This is a genomic window from Undibacterium sp. Ji83W, from assembly GCF_049340385.1.
Classification (GTDB): domain Bacteria; phylum Pseudomonadota; class Gammaproteobacteria; order Burkholderiales; family Burkholderiaceae_D; genus Undibacterium.
The window spans coordinates 14,157-30,078 of sequence record NZ_JBMPOZ010000039.1 but is presented as its reverse complement, the minus strand read 5'-3'; the positions used below and the strand labels follow the sequence as shown (position 1 = coordinate 30,078).

At 50.9% G+C, this 15,922-nt stretch carries 15 protein-coding genes and 1 pseudogene; 2 read left to right on the top strand and 14 right to left on the bottom strand.

Annotation, left to right across the window (positions count from 1 at the left end):
• Nucleotides 1-1,838: 1,838 nt before the first annotated feature.
• From ACO0LD_RS30950 to ACO0LD_RS30895, 12 genes are all read right to left on the bottom strand, one after another.
• On the bottom strand, nt 1,839-2,390 hold the full coding sequence (locus tag ACO0LD_RS30950) for an exonuclease (RefSeq protein WP_423013251.1): 552 nt from the start codon (nt 2,388-2,390) through the stop codon (nt 1,839-1,841).
• 407 nt (nt 2,391-2,797) lie between these two features.
• The gene (locus ACO0LD_RS30945) at nt 2,798-3,151 is read right to left on the bottom strand and encodes a hypothetical protein (protein ID WP_423013249.1); all 354 of its coding nucleotides are present in this window, start codon (nt 3,149-3,151) and stop codon (nt 2,798-2,800) included.
• Nucleotides 3,152-3,366: 215 nt separating this feature from the next.
• Entirely contained in the window at nt 3,367-3,726 is a 360-nt protein-coding gene (locus ACO0LD_RS30940) for a hypothetical protein (RefSeq protein ID WP_423013247.1), read from the bottom strand.
• Between the two features lie 86 nt (nt 3,727-3,812).
• Nucleotides 3,813-5,378, bottom strand: a complete 1,566-nt coding sequence (locus ACO0LD_RS30935; RefSeq protein WP_423013245.1) for a cation:proton antiporter — start codon at nt 5,376-5,378, stop codon at nt 3,813-3,815.
• Between the two features lie 166 nt (nt 5,379-5,544).
• Nucleotides 5,545-6,558 (bottom strand): aldo/keto reductase, encoded by a 1,014-nt coding sequence (locus tag ACO0LD_RS30930; protein WP_423013253.1) that lies wholly within the window; start codon nt 6,556-6,558, stop codon nt 5,545-5,547.
• Nucleotides 6,559-6,750: 192 nt separating this feature from the next.
• A complete protein-coding gene (locus ACO0LD_RS30925) occupies nt 6,751-7,602 on the bottom strand; it encodes an aldo/keto reductase (RefSeq protein WP_423013242.1) in 852 nt (283 codons plus the stop codon).
• A 14-nt stretch (nt 7,603-7,616) separates the two neighbouring features.
• A complete protein-coding gene (locus ACO0LD_RS30920) occupies nt 7,617-8,213 on the bottom strand; it encodes a flavodoxin (protein WP_423013240.1) in 597 nt (198 codons plus the stop codon).
• Between the two features lie 18 nt (nt 8,214-8,231).
• Nucleotides 8,232-8,636 (bottom strand): (R)-mandelonitrile lyase, encoded by a 405-nt coding sequence (locus ACO0LD_RS30915; protein ID WP_423013238.1) that lies wholly within the window; start codon nt 8,634-8,636, stop codon nt 8,232-8,234.
• A gap of 76 nt (nt 8,637-8,712) precedes the next feature.
• Nucleotides 8,713-9,540, bottom strand: a complete 828-nt coding sequence (locus ACO0LD_RS30910) for an SDR family oxidoreductase (protein ID WP_423013236.1) — start codon at nt 9,538-9,540, stop codon at nt 8,713-8,715.
• A gap of 49 nt (nt 9,541-9,589) precedes the next feature.
• Nucleotides 9,590-10,573 (bottom strand): aldo/keto reductase, encoded by a 984-nt coding sequence (locus ACO0LD_RS30905; protein WP_423013234.1) that lies wholly within the window; start codon nt 10,571-10,573, stop codon nt 9,590-9,592.
• A 34-nt stretch (nt 10,574-10,607) separates the two neighbouring features.
• Nucleotides 10,608-11,189: an NAD(P)H-binding protein gene (locus ACO0LD_RS30900; RefSeq protein WP_423013232.1), complete on the bottom strand. Its 582-nt coding sequence runs from the start codon at nt 11,187-11,189 to the stop codon at nt 10,608-10,610.
• A 9-nt stretch (nt 11,190-11,198) separates the two neighbouring features.
• On the bottom strand, nt 11,199-12,191 hold the full coding sequence (locus ACO0LD_RS30895) for an aldo/keto reductase (protein WP_423013230.1): 993 nt from the start codon (nt 12,189-12,191) through the stop codon (nt 11,199-11,201).
• A gap of 101 nt (nt 12,192-12,292) precedes the next feature.
• Between ACO0LD_RS30895 and ACO0LD_RS30890 the strand changes: the two genes are divergently transcribed.
• Nucleotides 12,293-13,183 (top strand): LysR family transcriptional regulator, encoded by an 891-nt coding sequence (locus ACO0LD_RS30890; RefSeq protein WP_423013228.1) that lies wholly within the window; start codon nt 12,293-12,295, stop codon nt 13,181-13,183.
• Between the two features lie 341 nt (nt 13,184-13,524).
• Nucleotides 13,525-14,232, top strand: a pseudogene (locus tag ACO0LD_RS30885) (IS3 family transposase); the annotation flags it as partial.
• Here ACO0LD_RS30885 and ACO0LD_RS30880 read toward each other — a convergent pair.
• Together ACO0LD_RS30880 and ACO0LD_RS30875 are read right to left on the bottom strand one after the other, a co-directional pair.
• Nucleotides 14,211-14,612, bottom strand: coding sequence for a response regulator (locus tag ACO0LD_RS30880; protein WP_423013226.1), 402 nt, complete (start codon nt 14,610-14,612; stop codon nt 14,211-14,213). The pseudogene ACO0LD_RS30885 and the gene ACO0LD_RS30880 overlap by 22 nt on opposite strands.
• 127 nt (nt 14,613-14,739) lie before the next feature.
• Nucleotides 14,740-15,894, bottom strand: a complete 1,155-nt coding sequence (locus ACO0LD_RS30875) for a sensor histidine kinase (RefSeq protein WP_423013224.1) — start codon at nt 15,892-15,894, stop codon at nt 14,740-14,742.
• Nucleotides 15,895-15,922: the final 28 nt, after the last annotated feature.

Genomic DNA, 15,922 nt, shown 5'->3' with positions numbered 1-15,922 from the left:
GATACAGATGGGGGAGATGTTCCCCAATTTATGAAGATCATCATGTTCCTGCAACGCATTTCATGCTTTTGCCTGAACATGATTTTGAAATTGAAGAAAATTAGAACTTAATCAGACATTCCCTAGAGGTGTTGCAATGAGAAATAGAGGTAACCCTAAAAGTATCTCTAGCACAGCTAACCAATGTGGGAATACCATTGGCTTAAAATTCCTGTCCAGAAAAGGACGATTTTTTTAAACAGGTATTACAACGCCACTGAATTGAAACATTCACTCCGGCCAGTTGACTTAGTTGATTCGGACATGTCGCGCAACAAATTACATTTATCGCGCCATCTATTGCGCCAATTAGTCTGAGCGAGATTGGTGTCGTTGCCAATTAAGCAAAGTTGCAACGTTTATCTATTTGGAAGATAAACTTGGTAAATGTGAGTAATCTCTGTATACATTCACTAATTTAAAATTCAATGTAAATGCTGGGAATAGGATTGGAGGCATCATTGTTGGAACAACTGGGCCGCTAATCAAAATTTGTATTTCCTACGCTATTTGGAATGTAAATAGAACAGAGGTACAATGGCACTACTGTTAGGCCTCCTTCAATTCGCGCATTTGTTGAGGACATGACCGATAAGTAGTCTTCAATCTATTGGGCAGGCAGAGTAATCGGTAACTCTGATAGTGGGGCAACGGTAACAGCGTTGGTGCTGAACCAACCCATTCAAAAGGGGAAGCTAAAGAGAGGCATCGGACACCTTGGGTCTAACAGATTTTATTTGGAACGGCTGCTAGCAATAGCAGCCGTTTTGCATTTATAGTAATCTTCCAATTTCTGCTCCTCGTACAGGCCGAATAGAGCAGCATCAAAAAAATGGGTATAATTGTTCCGCATTGGTGATGGACAACCCGGACAGGACCGGCCATCGCGACGGTTAAGAGCCTCCTGCGTTTCAACTTAGCAAAGCAAAGTCCGCCTAATGGCGGATTTTGTCTTTGTATGCGACATTTTATGAGACTCAACCCATTGACGGGAAAATGGTCGCGCAACTATTACATAGTTTTTGACTTGAATAGATTACGTGCCTATTGGCTCAAATTCTGCCCGGCCATAAAATCAATGCCAACAAGCTCGCCACACGTTCCTCCCAACGGGTTGGATCATCTTAAAAATTGCGTGCAAAAGGCGAGTTTTCAATTTCAGAAGTATTGTTTGAATTCCGCAAGAAATACCAAAACGCCTGACCAAATAGTGATCGGTATGGAGGACATCGAACTACCAGATGAATTTTAATTATCGATTTTTATTTGGAATAACTGCCCATCACCAAGGGCATCAACTCCTCCAATAGTTGGACCTTGAGTACAACGGGTGTGCTCTATCTGGGCACGGGACTCGACCTGATAACGCTCAGCTTCGTTTGGCGTAAAACCAAGTTCCGCAAACAGTTGGCGTCACGCCTGGTGATGTGCCGGATTTTCGTATCAACTTTATTCATGTCTTTTCTTTGTATCTGCATTGCCATGGTTCAAAAGTGCCCGAGAGATCGGTGCAACATGACACAAAAATAAAAGGCGCTAGTAAGTACACTCAATTATGGTTATGATTGCGCCACCGAAGCCGCTTAGGTATTTTACCGAAAGCCTGCCAAAGTCCGAAGCATCGGGAAGGCTTAGCTGCTAGCGAGCATTGAAACAAGCTAAGCGCCGCCACAAACTAAGTTTGTGGTTCCACCTGGAGTGGAATAACCAAGAGAGTTGCTCGTGTATGAAGAACGCTCCCAGATGGCATTTGGGAGCTTTCTTTTTTTCTGGGGCTGCACAGAATAAATCCCAACACCTTACTTCCTATTTTCTTTCAGCATATTGCAGAACAAGGCTCCCTGTTCAATTGCGTCGTCAAGCGCGATATGGGTATGAGGCAAATCATCGAACCAAGTTTTAGGCATATATTTTTTTGCGCTTTTCTTAAAATCTGACTTCATTAGTGCCATAGCAAATGACTTCATGTCCAAAGCAGAAAAACTGAATGGGCTCTCACCAGCATACCGAATCAAATACCAATAGACGAACATGAAATCGAAGCCCGCAGGGAAGGCGACAAAAATTGGTTTGCCTGGTAATGATTTGAGCCAGGTAACATACCGGGTCATTGCGGCTTCCGGCGATTCCAGATTCGATCTGCAGGCAGCCCAGGCTTCTGGTTGAGTGAGCCACCATGCTGCAGTGGTGGGATCTGCGGACGCATCGGGCAATGTTTCCAAATTGGCAGTGAAAGTGCCAATCAAGTTCTTATCTGCGGTATAAGCGGCTGAGCCAAAACTAAGCATGGAGTACGGTCCAGGAATTGGGCCATCTGATTCGACATCAGTACTAATATAAATTTCTTGCAATTGAATCCCTTACGATATTTTTTGTAACAAATTTAAGTGAGAGGAAACTAGTTCCCAAATTTCTGAATGCAGGTTGCCAGTAAAGGCAACGCAACTCACAATTGTAGTGAAAAAATTAAACAAAAATACTTTAGTGAATGTGCTGGCCTTAATTATTTTTGGTAGGTAGTTGAATTTATTAGTGATATGGACAGATCAAATGCGTCATCAATGTATCGATGAATGTGCTGAGAAGAAAATTGCAGTAAGAATAAACGTAGCATTGATTTTGTACCGGACGATGTTCCGAGCAATGCGCAATTGTATGGCAGCTGAAATAAAAATGCCGTTCAGGCTTAACTGAACGGCATTAATCTGCAAATGGCCATTTCATTTAATGGACTACGGACGTCGCTTCTCATGCAATATCAATTACTACCTTTACGCGCCAAAGGTATCTGCAGGTTAGTTGGGCGGTTTGCCTCTGAGTTGAAACCACGACCATCAATGTTGCGTGCGCCCGAGAAAAGCAGATTGTGCGAGAGATACACCAGATCGTACTCCATAAAGTTCTTGCCCTCGACCAGGCCGAATGGCGCGAAGGACTTACCGAACACGCTCTGCGTTCCACCAACCTCCCAGTGAGCGTAGCCCTTGCCCGCCACCTGATTGAGTAGATCGGCAAAACCTTGGATCAACGGTGTTACCTCATTAGCCTCGTCAGCGACGAAGTCCACTTTTTGGGCACCTGGCGCGATGGGATGATCTCCGGCCCATGTCATATGACCCCGGATCAAAATACGCGCCAACGGTAGGTCACTAGAATCACGTGTTTTTCTGGCCGCTGGCTTTTTTATGCTTTCATCGATGCTGCGGTTCGATCGACAGCAAGTAGGTCAGGCTCTTAATCCATTAGATTTACTCAGGTGTGGTTCGCTTGAGTAAATTTGAGTTGGCTTGAGTGCATAGGTAAAGATACCTAGATTAGCATGGCGGATCAGAACATTGCTGATAGGTGCGTATTCTCAGAAAAGTAGCCGTGGATTATTCCAGAAAAGTGACCACCAAATCGCGGTCCAAAGTAGCCGCTTTTTGGCATTACTAAGTTGCCGCTGTTTCTCAATTCTATGTAGCCATGATTTCTCATATAATTAGCCACCGAGTTCAGTTTGAACGACACAATCAGTGGCCGGCGCTTTGCGACCATGTATTTGATCGTCAGCGCCAAACTCAATGTATGGATTTTTTTGTCTGAGAACAATGCCAGGGCTTCGATTACCGGCATCGTCAAGATTACGGTAGAAAAAATTCCGGGAAGTGTACTTGGCAGGCCATCCAGCAGAGTGAGTATTTTCATTGAGCCGGCCACTGTTTTTCATCCAAGGGAGCCGCCCTTTTGCATTTCAAAAAGGACAGGCTTTAACATTGAACAAGCCACCCATTTTAGTTTTCGCGGTCGCCACCTGCGCTTAGCTCGGCCCAGTCAAGCTCCCTGACCAATATGCGGTAAGCGTCATCACCTATAATATCGGTGCGGCGCAATTCTGTCGCTTCCCTACGAGCAAGCCCAATAAGATCTCGCCGCAGTGGCCCGCCAGGAACATCATCAAACGGTGCATCTGATGAGCTCCCAGTGTTGAGATCAAGCAATGCGGTGTATTCCTTGCGAAGCAGTTGCGCAGGTAGGGAATCATTGCCCTTGAGGTAATCAAGCACTACTTGATAGGCACGCGCCCGACCGAAGCGGACCTCGCGTGTTACTGGGTCATCGTCAGTAAGGCCAAGGCGACGAATCAACAGCTTAATGGTAAGCCCCTGCAACACCAAGGTCCCAAGCACAACTGCGAATGCGCACATCAGGATCAGATCACGGTAAGGGAATGGCATGCCGTTTGGCAAAGTCTCTGGAATCGCAAACGCTGCGGCGAGTGTGACAATTCCGCGCATCCCAGCCCAAGAGACAACAACGCCGCTGGCGAACGTTGGCTTGCCGCTGTCGTCGATGCTAGAGCGGTCAAATAGCCGTCTTTTGATGACTGTGTATCCCATGACCCATGCAAACCGTGCGGCAATCGTCACAATGAGGACTACGCCAGCCGTCATCAGCGCATCAGTTCGTTCGCTACCCACTTCCAGCCTCTCCCAGATGGGGCGGAGTTGTAAGCCGATCAATACAAACGCAAAGGCGTTGAGGACAAAGACAACCGTCTCCCACACCGCAAAGACGGGTATGCGCATGCGTGCCGAGATATTTGGTCCGCTGTACCGTGCCATTGTCATTGCAAAGGCAACAAGGGTAAGGATACCTGACAAGCCAATAGCTTCCGCTGCGATCCAGACGCCGAACGTGCATGCGAATTGCAAAATGACAGAGATCGATACGTCACGCACGAAGCTGATCAAAGGACGAATCGCAAAGGCACATGCGATACCCGCAGCAAGACTGCCAAAGACGGTCAACAGAAACACGGGCGCGAAACTGCTTATCCCAAATGTCCCTGTTATTGCACTCATGATTGCAAGGCGATATACGAGAAGTGCACTCGCATCATTGAGCAGGCTTTCACCTTCCAGGATTTTCAGAAGCCGGTGTGGCAACTTGACCTGTCTCATCACCGCTGTTGCTGCTGCGGCATCTGGCGGCGCAACGATAGCACCGAGGGCGATAGCGACTGGCCATGGCATCCCAGGTATGAGCCACTTGGCAGCAATTGCAACCGCAATCACTGTAGTCCCGACTGCCGCAATGACCAGGCCTGCTACAGGCCGCCAGTTGGCACGAAGGTCACGCAACGAAGTGTCATAGGCAGCATCAAGGAGCACTGGCGCAACGAAGAGCGTCAGGGCGAGATGCGGGTCTAGCGTCCAGTTTGGACTTCCCGGAATGAAGGCTAACAAAACGCCGCCGAGGGCTAAAAATGTCGGGTAGGGAGCACCAATCTTTTGTGCGAGAGCCGCGAGCAGCGCTGCGCCCAATAATAACGCGATGATCCATTCAAAAATTGCCATGTTTGTAGTCTTCCTTGACTGGGATGCCTTGCTGGTTCGACCTTCTCTCTAACTACCAACAATACATCAGTAGCGAGTAGAGCAAGTGAAAATCCTCAAGTGTTTGTGTATGACCAAATTTCCGCAAGCTTAGGCTGAATGTCAGATACGTAATGATGCAAAAACGTCAGCGTCTTGGCTGCGCCTCAACATCTGAGAATGCAAGCACGCTATCGGGAAGCCGGGCACCTTGAATTTGAATCGCTGCCGTAGCGGCGTTCAGCTCGGCGAGCTCTGATTGCGAGAACTGTACTTCAATCGCACCGATATTGTCGAACAAATGTGGCAGTTGCGTTGTACCTGGGATCGGCACTATCCACGGCTTCTGAGCCATAAGCCAAGCCAGCGCAATCTGTGCTGGCGTTGCATTTTTTCGCTTAGCCCAGCTCCATAGCAGCTTCACAAGCGCCAGATTTTGTGGCAAATTCTCAGGCGAAAACCTGGTTTCGATCTTGCGGATGTCACCTTCCGCGAACCGCGTCTTTGCATCAATGGCACCTGTGAGGAAGCCAACCCCAAGAGGGCTCCAGGGCACAAAACCGATGCCAAGCTCTTCGCAAAGTGATAGAGCCCATTTTTCTGGACCTCGCCACAACATTGAATATTCATTCTGAACGGCCGTAACGCGCTGCTCAGCATGCGCGCGGCGAAGCGTGTCTGGCCCCATCTCGCTCAGACCCCAGTGCAGCACCTTGCCCTGAGTCATGAGATCTTTGACCGCGCCGGCAACGTCCTCGATCGGGACATTTGGATCGACACGGTGTTGATAAAGGAGATCGATTCGATCGGTGCGAAGGCGCCTGAGCATGCCTTCAACCGCCAGCTTGATATGTTCAGGACGACTATTGAGCCCCGGCCGACGCTCGCCAGTCTGAAGATCGATGTTCCAACCGAACTTTGAGGTGATAACGACCTTGTTGCGAATTGGTGCCACACCTTCGCCAAGTATACGTTCCACCTCATGCGGACCATATGCTTCGGCTGCATCGAAGAACGTGACACCACTATCGAACGCTGCCCGAATGATTTTAATCATTTCGGGTCGGCTTGGGATCGTGGTTTGATAGGTCCGACTCATGTTCTGAACGCCGAGCCCGAGACTGGAGACCTCAAGCGATGCCAGCTTTCGTCTCCCTGGCATCAGCTTAGTATTTGCGACGACAGGGTCTGCTGGCTGCGCTGAAGCTAGAGTGGCGGTGGAGCTCAACAGAGGCGTCGCAGCGAGACCTCCAACCAACCCGAGAAAGCTGCGGCGTCCTATTTCTGATTTGTTTACTGGTGCCATGACTGGTTGCGCCTCTCAGTGATTGTTTTGTTCAAATTATTTATCAGGCTATACATCGAGCTGTCGCTCGCTCATCCATTTGACCATCGCCGGATCGCGATGTGAAAAGAAGCTGCTGGAGGCAGTTTCGAGTTTCCCTATAAGAGCAATATCCGACTCATCCAACGCAAAGTCGAAAATATTCAGGTTCTCTGCCATACGCTCTTTGCGGACAGACTTAGCGAGTGACACGATGTTGCGCTGAACGAGCCAGCGCAGGATGACCTGACCTACCGACTTGCCATACCTTTCGCCGATAGTGAACAGCGCCTCATTCTGGAACAGGTTGTTGCGCCCTTCGGCAAATGGCGCCCATGCTTCTGCCTGCACTCCGTTGTCGCGCATGAACGTCGCGCTCTCTTCCTGTTGATGGAAAGGGTTGATTTCGATCTGATTGACGGCGGGTTTCACTTCGTTGAAGGCCATGATGTCCATCAAACGATCCGGCTGAAAATTGCTGACACCGATAGCCCGTAGCTTGCCCGCCTTGTGAGCAGCTTCTATCGCCCGCCACGAACCATGAACATCACTATAAGGTTGATGGATCAGGTACAGGTCAAGATAGTCGAGTTGCAAACGACGCAGTGAGTTATCGATTGCCTTGATGGTGCGCTCATATCCGGTGTCCTGTACCCAGAGCTTGGAAGTGACGAAGAGCTGGTCGCGTGAAACGCCGTTGGCTTTCAATCCTTTCCCGACAGCATCTTCGTTCAAATAAGAGGCTGCTGTATCGATCAGCCGGTAGCCCGTTTCGATTGCGTCCACAACACAGCGTTCGCATTCTTTCGGATCAGGAATCTGGAAGACGCCGTAGCCGAGGATCGGCATCTGTTGTCCATTGTTTAAAGTAACATTTTGCATGATGGTTCTTTCAGTCATTTAAGTGCGGGTGATTGTTTCGCCATCCAGGAATTGACGCTCTCCATCGTTTGGCGCTCTTGGTCGGCCTGCATTGAAAAGGCCTGACGGAGTCGTGCGCGGGGTGCGTGACGTGCAATAACGGCTTCGCTGCTACCAAGGCCGTAGCCACCGTGGGTAATAAAGGGAATGAGCGTTTTGCCAGATAGATCGTGCGCCGCCAGGAAACTGCGTATGATTGAAGGAGCCGTCTCCCCCCATACAGGCAAACCAAGAAAGATCGTGGTGTAACGCGCAATATTCGGCACCTTTGATTTCAGAGCTCGCTCTATGCCCTGATCTCTCTCCTGGCGTGCCTGCTTGACAGTTGCCAAATACTCGTCCGGGTAAGGAATAGCGGGCAGTATTTCGAAAAGGTCCGAGTCAACTGCCCGATGGATCAATCCAGCCACGACGCGCGTATTTCCTGAGCGTGAGAAGTAGGCGACCAAGAAGGACTTCTCTTGCCCTGCGGTGCCTTGACCAAAAGTCGTTGCTGGCAGCGCGCTCTCCAGCGAGATGCCAGCGACGGCTGACAGTAACCTGCGGCGCGGTTTATCTGGGGAGCGCGTCATCGCATCACACGCCATTGCTCATTTTGTTCCAGCGAGGTATTCCTCGTCGGAGACCTTCTCCATCCAGATGACGTTCTTTCCATCAAGCGCCTCCTGCACTGCAATATGGGACATCGCAGTCGTAGGCGTGGCACCATGCCAATGCTTATGACCTGGCGGACACCAGATCACGTCTCCCGCCCTGATCTCGACAATCGGTTCGCCTTCACACTGCGTCCACCCGCAGCCTGCGGTAACGATCAGTGTTTGTCCAAGTGGATGCGTGTGCCATGCAGAGCGGGCACCAGGTTCGAAAGTAACGCTGGCGCAAGAAACACGTGAGGGCGCGGGCGCGACGTTGAGCATGTCGACACGGACATTCCCAGTGAAGTATTCTTCAGGACCTTTGGCTGAGGGCTGTGAGCCTGGACGTTTGAGTTGCATGATATGTATCCTTTGAGCTTGATTGCGGGTTTTGGTTTTGTGTTGTGGCATGTATGTACGGCCACATACCTGCCAGTCACTTGGGAGCGAGTTCTCCGTACCAATAAGACGCTGTTACGCCGCCGTCCATCAGGAAGTCGCTGCCAGTAATGAACCCGCCATCTGCCCCCATGAGCAGTGCACCAACAACCCCGACCTCGTCTGGCGTACCACCTCGTTTGGCAGGCGACAAATCGATCATGCGACGGTAGCTTTCACCGTGTGGGCCATTCAGTTCATCCCTGGCGAGAGGCGTGAAGATGATGCCCGGGCTGATCGTGTTGATGCGTGCACCGCGCTTGCCCCACCGTACGGCTTCGGCCATGACTCGCAAAGAATTCCCACGTTTCGATAGCTGGTAGGCATGTAGCGAATCCTTGACCTGGTCAGGCTGTAGCATAGGCAGATTCAATAAGTCTTCCACCGGGCTAGTTGCGAGAGCCGCATTCTCCTCAATACTCAGACCCGGCAAGCGGTGTCCGGATTGTGAGGCGATCACGACACCTGCGCCACCAGATGCGATGACATTACCGAATTCTTCCAGCACAAGTGCGGTGCCATACAGGTCAACCTTAAGGATAGTTGCTGGAGAAGCCTGGGACGGTGAGACGCCAGCCGCATGAATCAACCCGGTCACACTTCCAAGTGCTGTAGCGATCTGAACAAGTGCATGAACTGATGCGCGTGACGACACGTCTACGACGGCTGTTGTCACTTCAAAGCCTGCGTCGGCAAGCGTCTTTGCGGCAGCATCCGCGTTTTCCTTATTCAGATCGGCGAGCAGTACATGCTTGCCTGCACTGATGCGGCGGGCGATAGCCTGGCCGATTGAACCGGCTCCGATAACAACAATGATGTTGGTCATGATGAGTTTCCTTATTTTGTGTTGGGGAATGCTTTTCCGTGCGACGCGTTCACTTGCCCACAAGCTTTTGCCGGTCTGTAGAGTAGCGAGCACCCTGAACTGGAGCGTCTGAAACGGCAGCTTCAATCTCGCTTAGGTCTTCGGATGACAGTACTACCAACGCAGCGCCAGCGTTTTCTTCGAGGCGATGCAACTTCGTGGTACCAGGAATCGGAACGATCCACGGTTTCTGTGCAAGCAGCCAGGCGAGCGCTAGCTGTGCCGGTGTTACTTGCTTGCGGTTGGCAATGCCTGCCAGCACGTCTACCAACGCACGGTTCGCCTGACGCGCCTCCGGAGAAAAACGTGGCACGGAGCTGCGGAAGTCGTTCGTGCTGAACGATGTCCTGGCATCAATAGCGCCTGTCAGGAATCCTTTGCCGAGAGGACTGAAAGGTACGAAGCCGATACCGAGTTCCTCAAGAACTGGAAGGATTTCTTTTTCCGGCTCACGCCACCAGAGCGAATATTCGCTCTGCAGAGCGGTGAGGGGCTGAACCGCGTGAGCACGGCGAATACTCTCAACTCCCGCTTCCGACATGCCGAAATGCTTTACTTTGCCTTCGCGGATCAGTTCTTTGACTGTGCCAGCCACATCTTCGATGGGGACAGCCGGATCGACGCGGTGCTGGTAGAACAGATCAATGCGGTCGGTACGCAAGCGTTTCAGTGCCTCGTCTGCAACCTGCCGAATGCGTTCCGGCCGACTGTCGAGTCCTTTACTCGTATCTCCGTCCCGAAAGCCAAACTTTGTGGCAATCACGACCTGATCACGCATCGGCGCAAGCGCTTCGCCAACCACGCCCTCGTTGATAAATGGACCATAGGCTTCAGCTGTGTCAAAGAAAGTGATGCCACGCTCGACGCCTGCACGGATCAGCTTGATGGCTTCAGCGGTGTCCGTTGCAGGTCCATAGCCATAGCTAAGGCCCATGCAACCGAACCCGAGTGCGGAGACTTCTAAACCACTATTTCCCAGTTGTCGTTTTTGCATTTCATACTCCTTTGATGAGAGGTTGAGCTTGCATTTACTGGCTTACCCCAATGCTGGAACGAACGTGCAGCATTGGATCGAAAGCCAGCTTGATGATCAAATCCGACAGACTGTTCAACGATACGTCATGACCGTGGAACGGTTCGCCCTTCTGCGTGATTTGGTAGTCGACTTTCGGGTCATGCGTGAACCAGCCTGGACGCAAAACCGTGTAGTCCAGGCCAGAAGCCTCGATGACCGCAGCAGAGTCACGATATGGGTCCAATACGCTACGGTATTTTTCTCCTGGAACCTCACCATAGATGCCCATCGAACTAATGAAAATCAGCCGTTTCAAACCAGCTTCTCTCATTGACGTCACAATGTTGCGGGCTTGTTCACCCATTTCACCGGTAAGACTGGCGAACACCACGTCCTGATCTGTCATCGCTTCGATCAAGGCTGGCCGGTCGAGGACATCGCCCTCTACAATTGTTGCCCGCTTTGGATCGGGATTCTTCAACCGGCTCGCATGGCGCAGGTACAAGGTCAGATGCGCATCTGTCTTTTTAAGAAAGTATGCCGTCGTATGGCGAGCGAGCTGACCGTTTGCACCAAGGATAAGAACGCGTGTCATCTCAACCTCCTATCTGTCAGCAATCGAAGTAAGGCCTTCCGATAGCGGAGCGCCTTTCACATCGATGGCTGCAAATGCATCATCGATTTGTCGCAAGTCTTCGGGTGTGAGAGCCAGGTCGGATGCGGGCAGGTTATCGTCGAGATGCGCAAGTTTCGTTGCGCCTGGAATTGGCACGATCCACGGCTTTTGCGCAAGCAGCCAGGCAAGTGCGATCTGTGCGGGCGATGCCCCCTTGCTGGCAGCCATCGTCCGGAGAAAATCAACCACAGCAAAATTTGCCTTCAGTGCCTCTGGCGTGAAGCGTGGGAAGGTGGCGCGCAGATCCGTTGCATCATCGAATTTGGTATCTGGAGTAATCTGGCCTGTCAGGAAGCCCTGGCCAAGCGGCCCCCATGAGACGAAGCCGATGCCGAGTTCTTCGCAGAGCGATAACAGTTCAATCTCGGGTTCGCGCATCCAGAGTGAGTAGTGATTCTGAACCGCCGCAACGGTCTGGACCGCATGCGCACGTCGCACAGTCTTGGGACTTGCCTCAGAAAGACCAAAATGCTTGACCTTGCCCTCAATTATTAATTGCTGGACAGTACCGGCTACATCCTCAATTGGCACCGTCGGATCGACGCGGTGCTGGTACAGCAGGTCAATATGGTCGGTACGCAGTCTCCTCAAGGAGGCTTCAACGACGTCGCGAATGTGTTCTGGCCGACTATCGAGGCCGACCATTGCGCCATTTTCATCCAGCTTGAACCCGAACTTGGTGGCGATGACGATTTGGTCGCGAAATGGTTCGATTGCCTCACCGACCAGGAGTTCGTTGGTAAATGGACCATATCCTTCGGCGGTGTCAAAAAAGGTCACACCGCGTTCGAATGCACCGCGAATCATGGCGATACCTTCTGCCTTTTCAGAAGCAGGGCCAAGGCCAAAGCTCAGGCCCATACAACCAACGCCGAGTTCAGAAACGCTAATGCCGTTCCGGCCAAGTTGACGTGTTTTCATGATGTTTTCCCTGTCTTTTATTGATTCCATGTAGCTTAGGTTAATTGACATTCAATGACTAGACTGCTAAAACGATATTCAATCATTAGGAGATCTAATCAATGGCAGTTTTCGATGACCTGGCCGCCTTTGCGGCCGTGGTGAGAGCAAAAAGCTTTACACGCGCAGCTGCGCAGATTGGTGTTACGCAGTCCGCGCTTAGCCAAACAGTCCGGTCGCTGGAGCGCAGGCTTGATCTGAAGCTGCTCAACCGCACAACACGCAGCGTTGCCCCCACAGAAGCGGGCGAGCAGTTATTCCGAACGGTGGAGCCGCGGCTGGCCGAGATCGAAGCCGAGCTGGCAGTGCTTGGCAACATGCGCGGCAGACCCGTTGGCACTGTCCGGATCACAGCGACCGAACACGCGGTGCGGTCTATCGTTTGGCCGAGACTTTTGCCGTGGATGCCAAACTATCCTGAAATCAAGATCGAGATCAGTAGCGATAACCGCTTTGTTGATATCGTGGCTGAGCGTTTCGACATCGGGATTCGCCTTGGGGGCGACGTTGCCAAGAACATGATTGCATTACGGATTGCGCCAGACATGCGCATGGTGGTTGTGGGAAGTCCTGCTTATTTCGAGCGCAAGCCCCCACCGCAGACGCCGCAGGAGCTGAGCGAGCACAACTGTATTGGTTTGCGCCTGCCGACATACGGCGGTATGCTGGCTTGGGAATTCAAGCATGGCGAGCGAATCACAAGCACCCACGTTGAAGGTCGTCTCGTCTTTAACCGTAGCGACCTGATGGCTGACGCCGCAGTTGCCGGAAACGGGCTTGCCTGGCTTCCAGACGACATGGCGCGTGATCATCTTGCTGCAGGGCGGTTGGTGACGACGCTTGATGACTGGGCGATCACTTTCCCTGGCTATCACCTCTACTATGCGAGTCGTCGTTCTTCGTCGGCACTCTCACTTGTTGTCGATGCATTGCGGCTACCAAAGTCGCGCTGACTTAATTTCAAGGAGAGTTTCGCCAGTTACACTTTATACATACTCACAGGTATAGCGCCAGAGCTTGAGCGTAGTGCTCGCAACTCTATCCCGTCGTCAGCTTCATCAGGGGGAATATTTTTTGTTGGCTGGGAAATTCTTTCCATCCCCATGTTTACTAGGGGCTGTCTTCAATTAACGACTTTCAATTTTCTGAGAATTGGGATATGACTGCCACAGCAAAATGAATAGCGGTCGGGAAATTTCGTTCTGTTTTGTCATAGCTTGTTGCAATCGCTCTGAATTGCTTTAGTTTGCAAAAGAAATATTCAACCAGATGACGCTCTTTATAAAGATGCTTATCATATGGCAGCCCACGTATGCTTAGAGAGCTACGCCTGCGGGGCTTCAAAGCCAGTAAGGCAAGAGTGGAAAGGCTCATGCATGACAACGGCATCCGGGCTCGCCACAAACGGCGCTACCGGGTAACAACTGACTCAAGGCGTGGCTTGCCGGTTGCAACCAACTTGCTCAACCGTCAATTTACGCCAGAAAAGCCAAATCAGGTCTGGACCTCAGATATCACCTATCTATGGACAGATGAAGGCTGGCTTTATCTTGCCATCGTGCTGGATTTGTTTAACCGTGAAGTGATAGGCTGGTCACTCAAACCGAAAATGGCCAGTGACCTGGTAACGGATGCATTGACCATGGCCTGGTTTCGCCGCAGGCCAGCGCCTGGGGTATTACATCATTCGGACCGGGGTAGCCAGTACGCCAGCAAGGCATTCCAGGACAAGCTCTCAGAATATGGCATGGTCTGCTCAATGAGCCGCAAGGGTAATTGCTGGGACAACGCACCAACAGAAAGCTGGTTCAACAGTTTCAAGAACGAACGCATCCACGGAAAACGCTATGCAACACATGCAGAAATGAAAGCAATCAGTTTCGAATATATCGAAGTCTTTTATAATCGCAAGAGGCAACACTCAACACTGGGCTACCAATCACCAATCCAGTATCTGGAACAGTGGCTTAGTGTGCAGCATCAGCAACAACTGGCAGCATAATTCCCATCCGATGGTGGACGAAATATCGAGGGAAGCTCAACCAGACTGTTGACAAAATAACCCTTTGACAAATATCCTTGCGCGCCAAGTTGCACCGCTTCAATGGCAACGGCTTCTTCTTCCTGAGCACTTAGGGTCATGATTGGTATAGTGGGGAAAGCTGCAAATAAATCTTTAAAAGTATTGATTCCCTGGCTATCAGCCAGTGACAAGTCCACCAAGATCAAATCGATGTCATATTTTTGCAGTCGCAACAAGCCAGCATCAAGCCTGCTAAGGCATTCGGTAAGAAACGGACCATCTCTTGAGTGCCTGAGTGCATCCTCCAATATCTTTGCATCGCCAGAATTATTGGTAAGGATAAGAATACGATATTCCATAGAACCTACTTTTCTAACGAAAAAAATGGATTGCCTCAAGAAGGACATGGGCAACTAGCCTGGCTTTATATTGGCTCGATATTGCTTTATAGCGGGCTTGCCATTCCTTCATATCAAGAGCGTGACTTCAAGGTATATATTCACCAGAGTGAATTGACCGGCGCGGTAAATCTATAATGAACAGGCAACCATGACCTGGCGCACTCTCGACTGTGAGCAAGCCTCCGTTTGCTTCTACACTACGTCTGGCAATGGAAAGTCCTAAACCCAGCCCGCTCTTGTTCGCGCCACTTTGGGTGAATGGCAGGAAAATTTCCCGTGCAGCCTCTTCGCTCATACCGGGGCCGCTGTCCTGAACCTTGATCTGTATGCGTTCAGCAGTTGCATCAGCGCTGAGTGTGACGAGACCGTCTTTGCCACTGAATTTAAAAGCATTCTGCAACAAATTGCCAAGCGCCGAAAACAGCAAGTCTTTGTCAACATCAACCAGCAGTATTAAAGAAGTTTGCTCAACGTGAAATCTGCAATGCAGCATTTCAGCTTCCAGCGAAGCTGAATACTTCACCTCACCGATAAAATTGGCAAGACCAAAAACGGCGCGGTGCAAGGTCATGCCAGGCCCGATACGGACTTCTGCAAGTGAGCGGTCAATCAGCCTGCGAAGCCCAACAAGGCTGCGGTCCAGAACGCCGCCGGTAGAACCCATCAAACCAACATGACCAGTCTTGATAGCAGCCAACGCGAGCATTGCCGTGTTCAGATGATTACGTAATTCATGTGCGAAGAAACCCAGCCGTTCATTTGTCTCCAGCGCTTGTTCATCGGCGATGACCAGGTCGCGATGCTCACTGAATGAAGTCACTGCATCAGCAATACCGTTATCCAGACAACGGTTCAGTGTACGGAATTCGCTGATTTCAAATTTCTGCCCAAGATCCATAGAGAGATCAGATACCGCCTGACAGACATCGCCATAATTATGGACAACTTCATTAATCGTATAACCAAGCGTCAAGAGGTCCGCGCCATGAATTGCCGCCGACACGCCAATTTCCGCATGACGGTCAGGATCGCCAGAAGCAGGGCCGGACACAGCCATGGCTATGGCTGCCTTCCCTTTGCTTTCAGCTTGCAGGGTGCGTATCAGCTGGTTAAGGAACATGGGGACACCTTGTTCCATTTGCTGCTTGTTTGCTGGTGTTCTGTTCGGGCGGCTTGCAACTTTTTCGCGGCATCGTCGCTCAAGTTCGGCCCGGTTGGCGATTAAAAAATCGTGCATCATGGAAGACCTCATAGGTTTCCCATGCCGT

Excerpts from the sequence above, each read along its gene's own strand:
- ACO0LD_RS30915 (WP_423013238.1), bottom strand. The coding sequence starts at position 8,636 with ATGCAACTCAAACGTCCAGGCTCACAGCCCTCAGCCAAAGGTCCTGAA.
- ACO0LD_RS30930 (WP_423013253.1), bottom strand. The coding sequence starts at position 6,558 with ATGCCAGGGAGACGAAAGCTGGCATCGCTTGAGGTCTCCAGTCTCGGG.
- ACO0LD_RS30935 (WP_423013245.1), bottom strand. The coding sequence starts at position 5,378 with ATGGCAATTTTTGAATGGATCATCGCGTTATTATTGGGCGCAGCGCTG.
- ACO0LD_RS30895 (WP_423013230.1), bottom strand. The coding sequence starts at position 12,191 with ATGAAAACACGTCAACTTGGCCGGAACGGCATTAGCGTTTCTGAACTC.
- ACO0LD_RS30945 (WP_423013249.1), bottom strand. The coding sequence starts at position 3,151 with ATGACATGGGCCGGAGATCATCCCATCGCGCCAGGTGCCCAAAAAGTG.
- ACO0LD_RS30905 (WP_423013234.1), bottom strand. The coding sequence starts at position 10,573 with ATGCAAAAACGACAACTGGGAAATAGTGGTTTAGAAGTCTCCGCACTC.
- ACO0LD_RS30940 (WP_423013247.1), bottom strand. The coding sequence starts at position 3,726 with ATGAAAATACTCACTCTGCTGGATGGCCTGCCAAGTACACTTCCCGGA.
- ACO0LD_RS30890 (WP_423013228.1), top strand. The coding sequence starts at position 12,293 with ATGGCAGTTTTCGATGACCTGGCCGCCTTTGCGGCCGTGGTGAGAGCA.
- ACO0LD_RS30880 (WP_423013226.1), bottom strand. The coding sequence starts at position 14,612 with ATGGAATATCGTATTCTTATCCTTACCAATAATTCTGGCGATGCAAAG.
- ACO0LD_RS30925 (WP_423013242.1), bottom strand. The coding sequence starts at position 7,602 with ATGCAAAATGTTACTTTAAACAATGGACAACAGATGCCGATCCTCGGC.
- ACO0LD_RS30875 (WP_423013224.1), bottom strand. The coding sequence starts at position 15,894 with ATGATGCACGATTTTTTAATCGCCAACCGGGCCGAACTTGAGCGACGA.
- ACO0LD_RS30920 (WP_423013240.1), bottom strand. The coding sequence starts at position 8,213 with ATGACGCGCTCCCCAGATAAACCGCGCCGCAGGTTACTGTCAGCCGTC.
- ACO0LD_RS30900 (WP_423013232.1), bottom strand. The coding sequence starts at position 11,189 with ATGACACGCGTTCTTATCCTTGGTGCAAACGGTCAGCTCGCTCGCCAT.
- ACO0LD_RS30910 (WP_423013236.1), bottom strand. The coding sequence starts at position 9,540 with ATGACCAACATCATTGTTGTTATCGGAGCCGGTTCAATCGGCCAGGCT.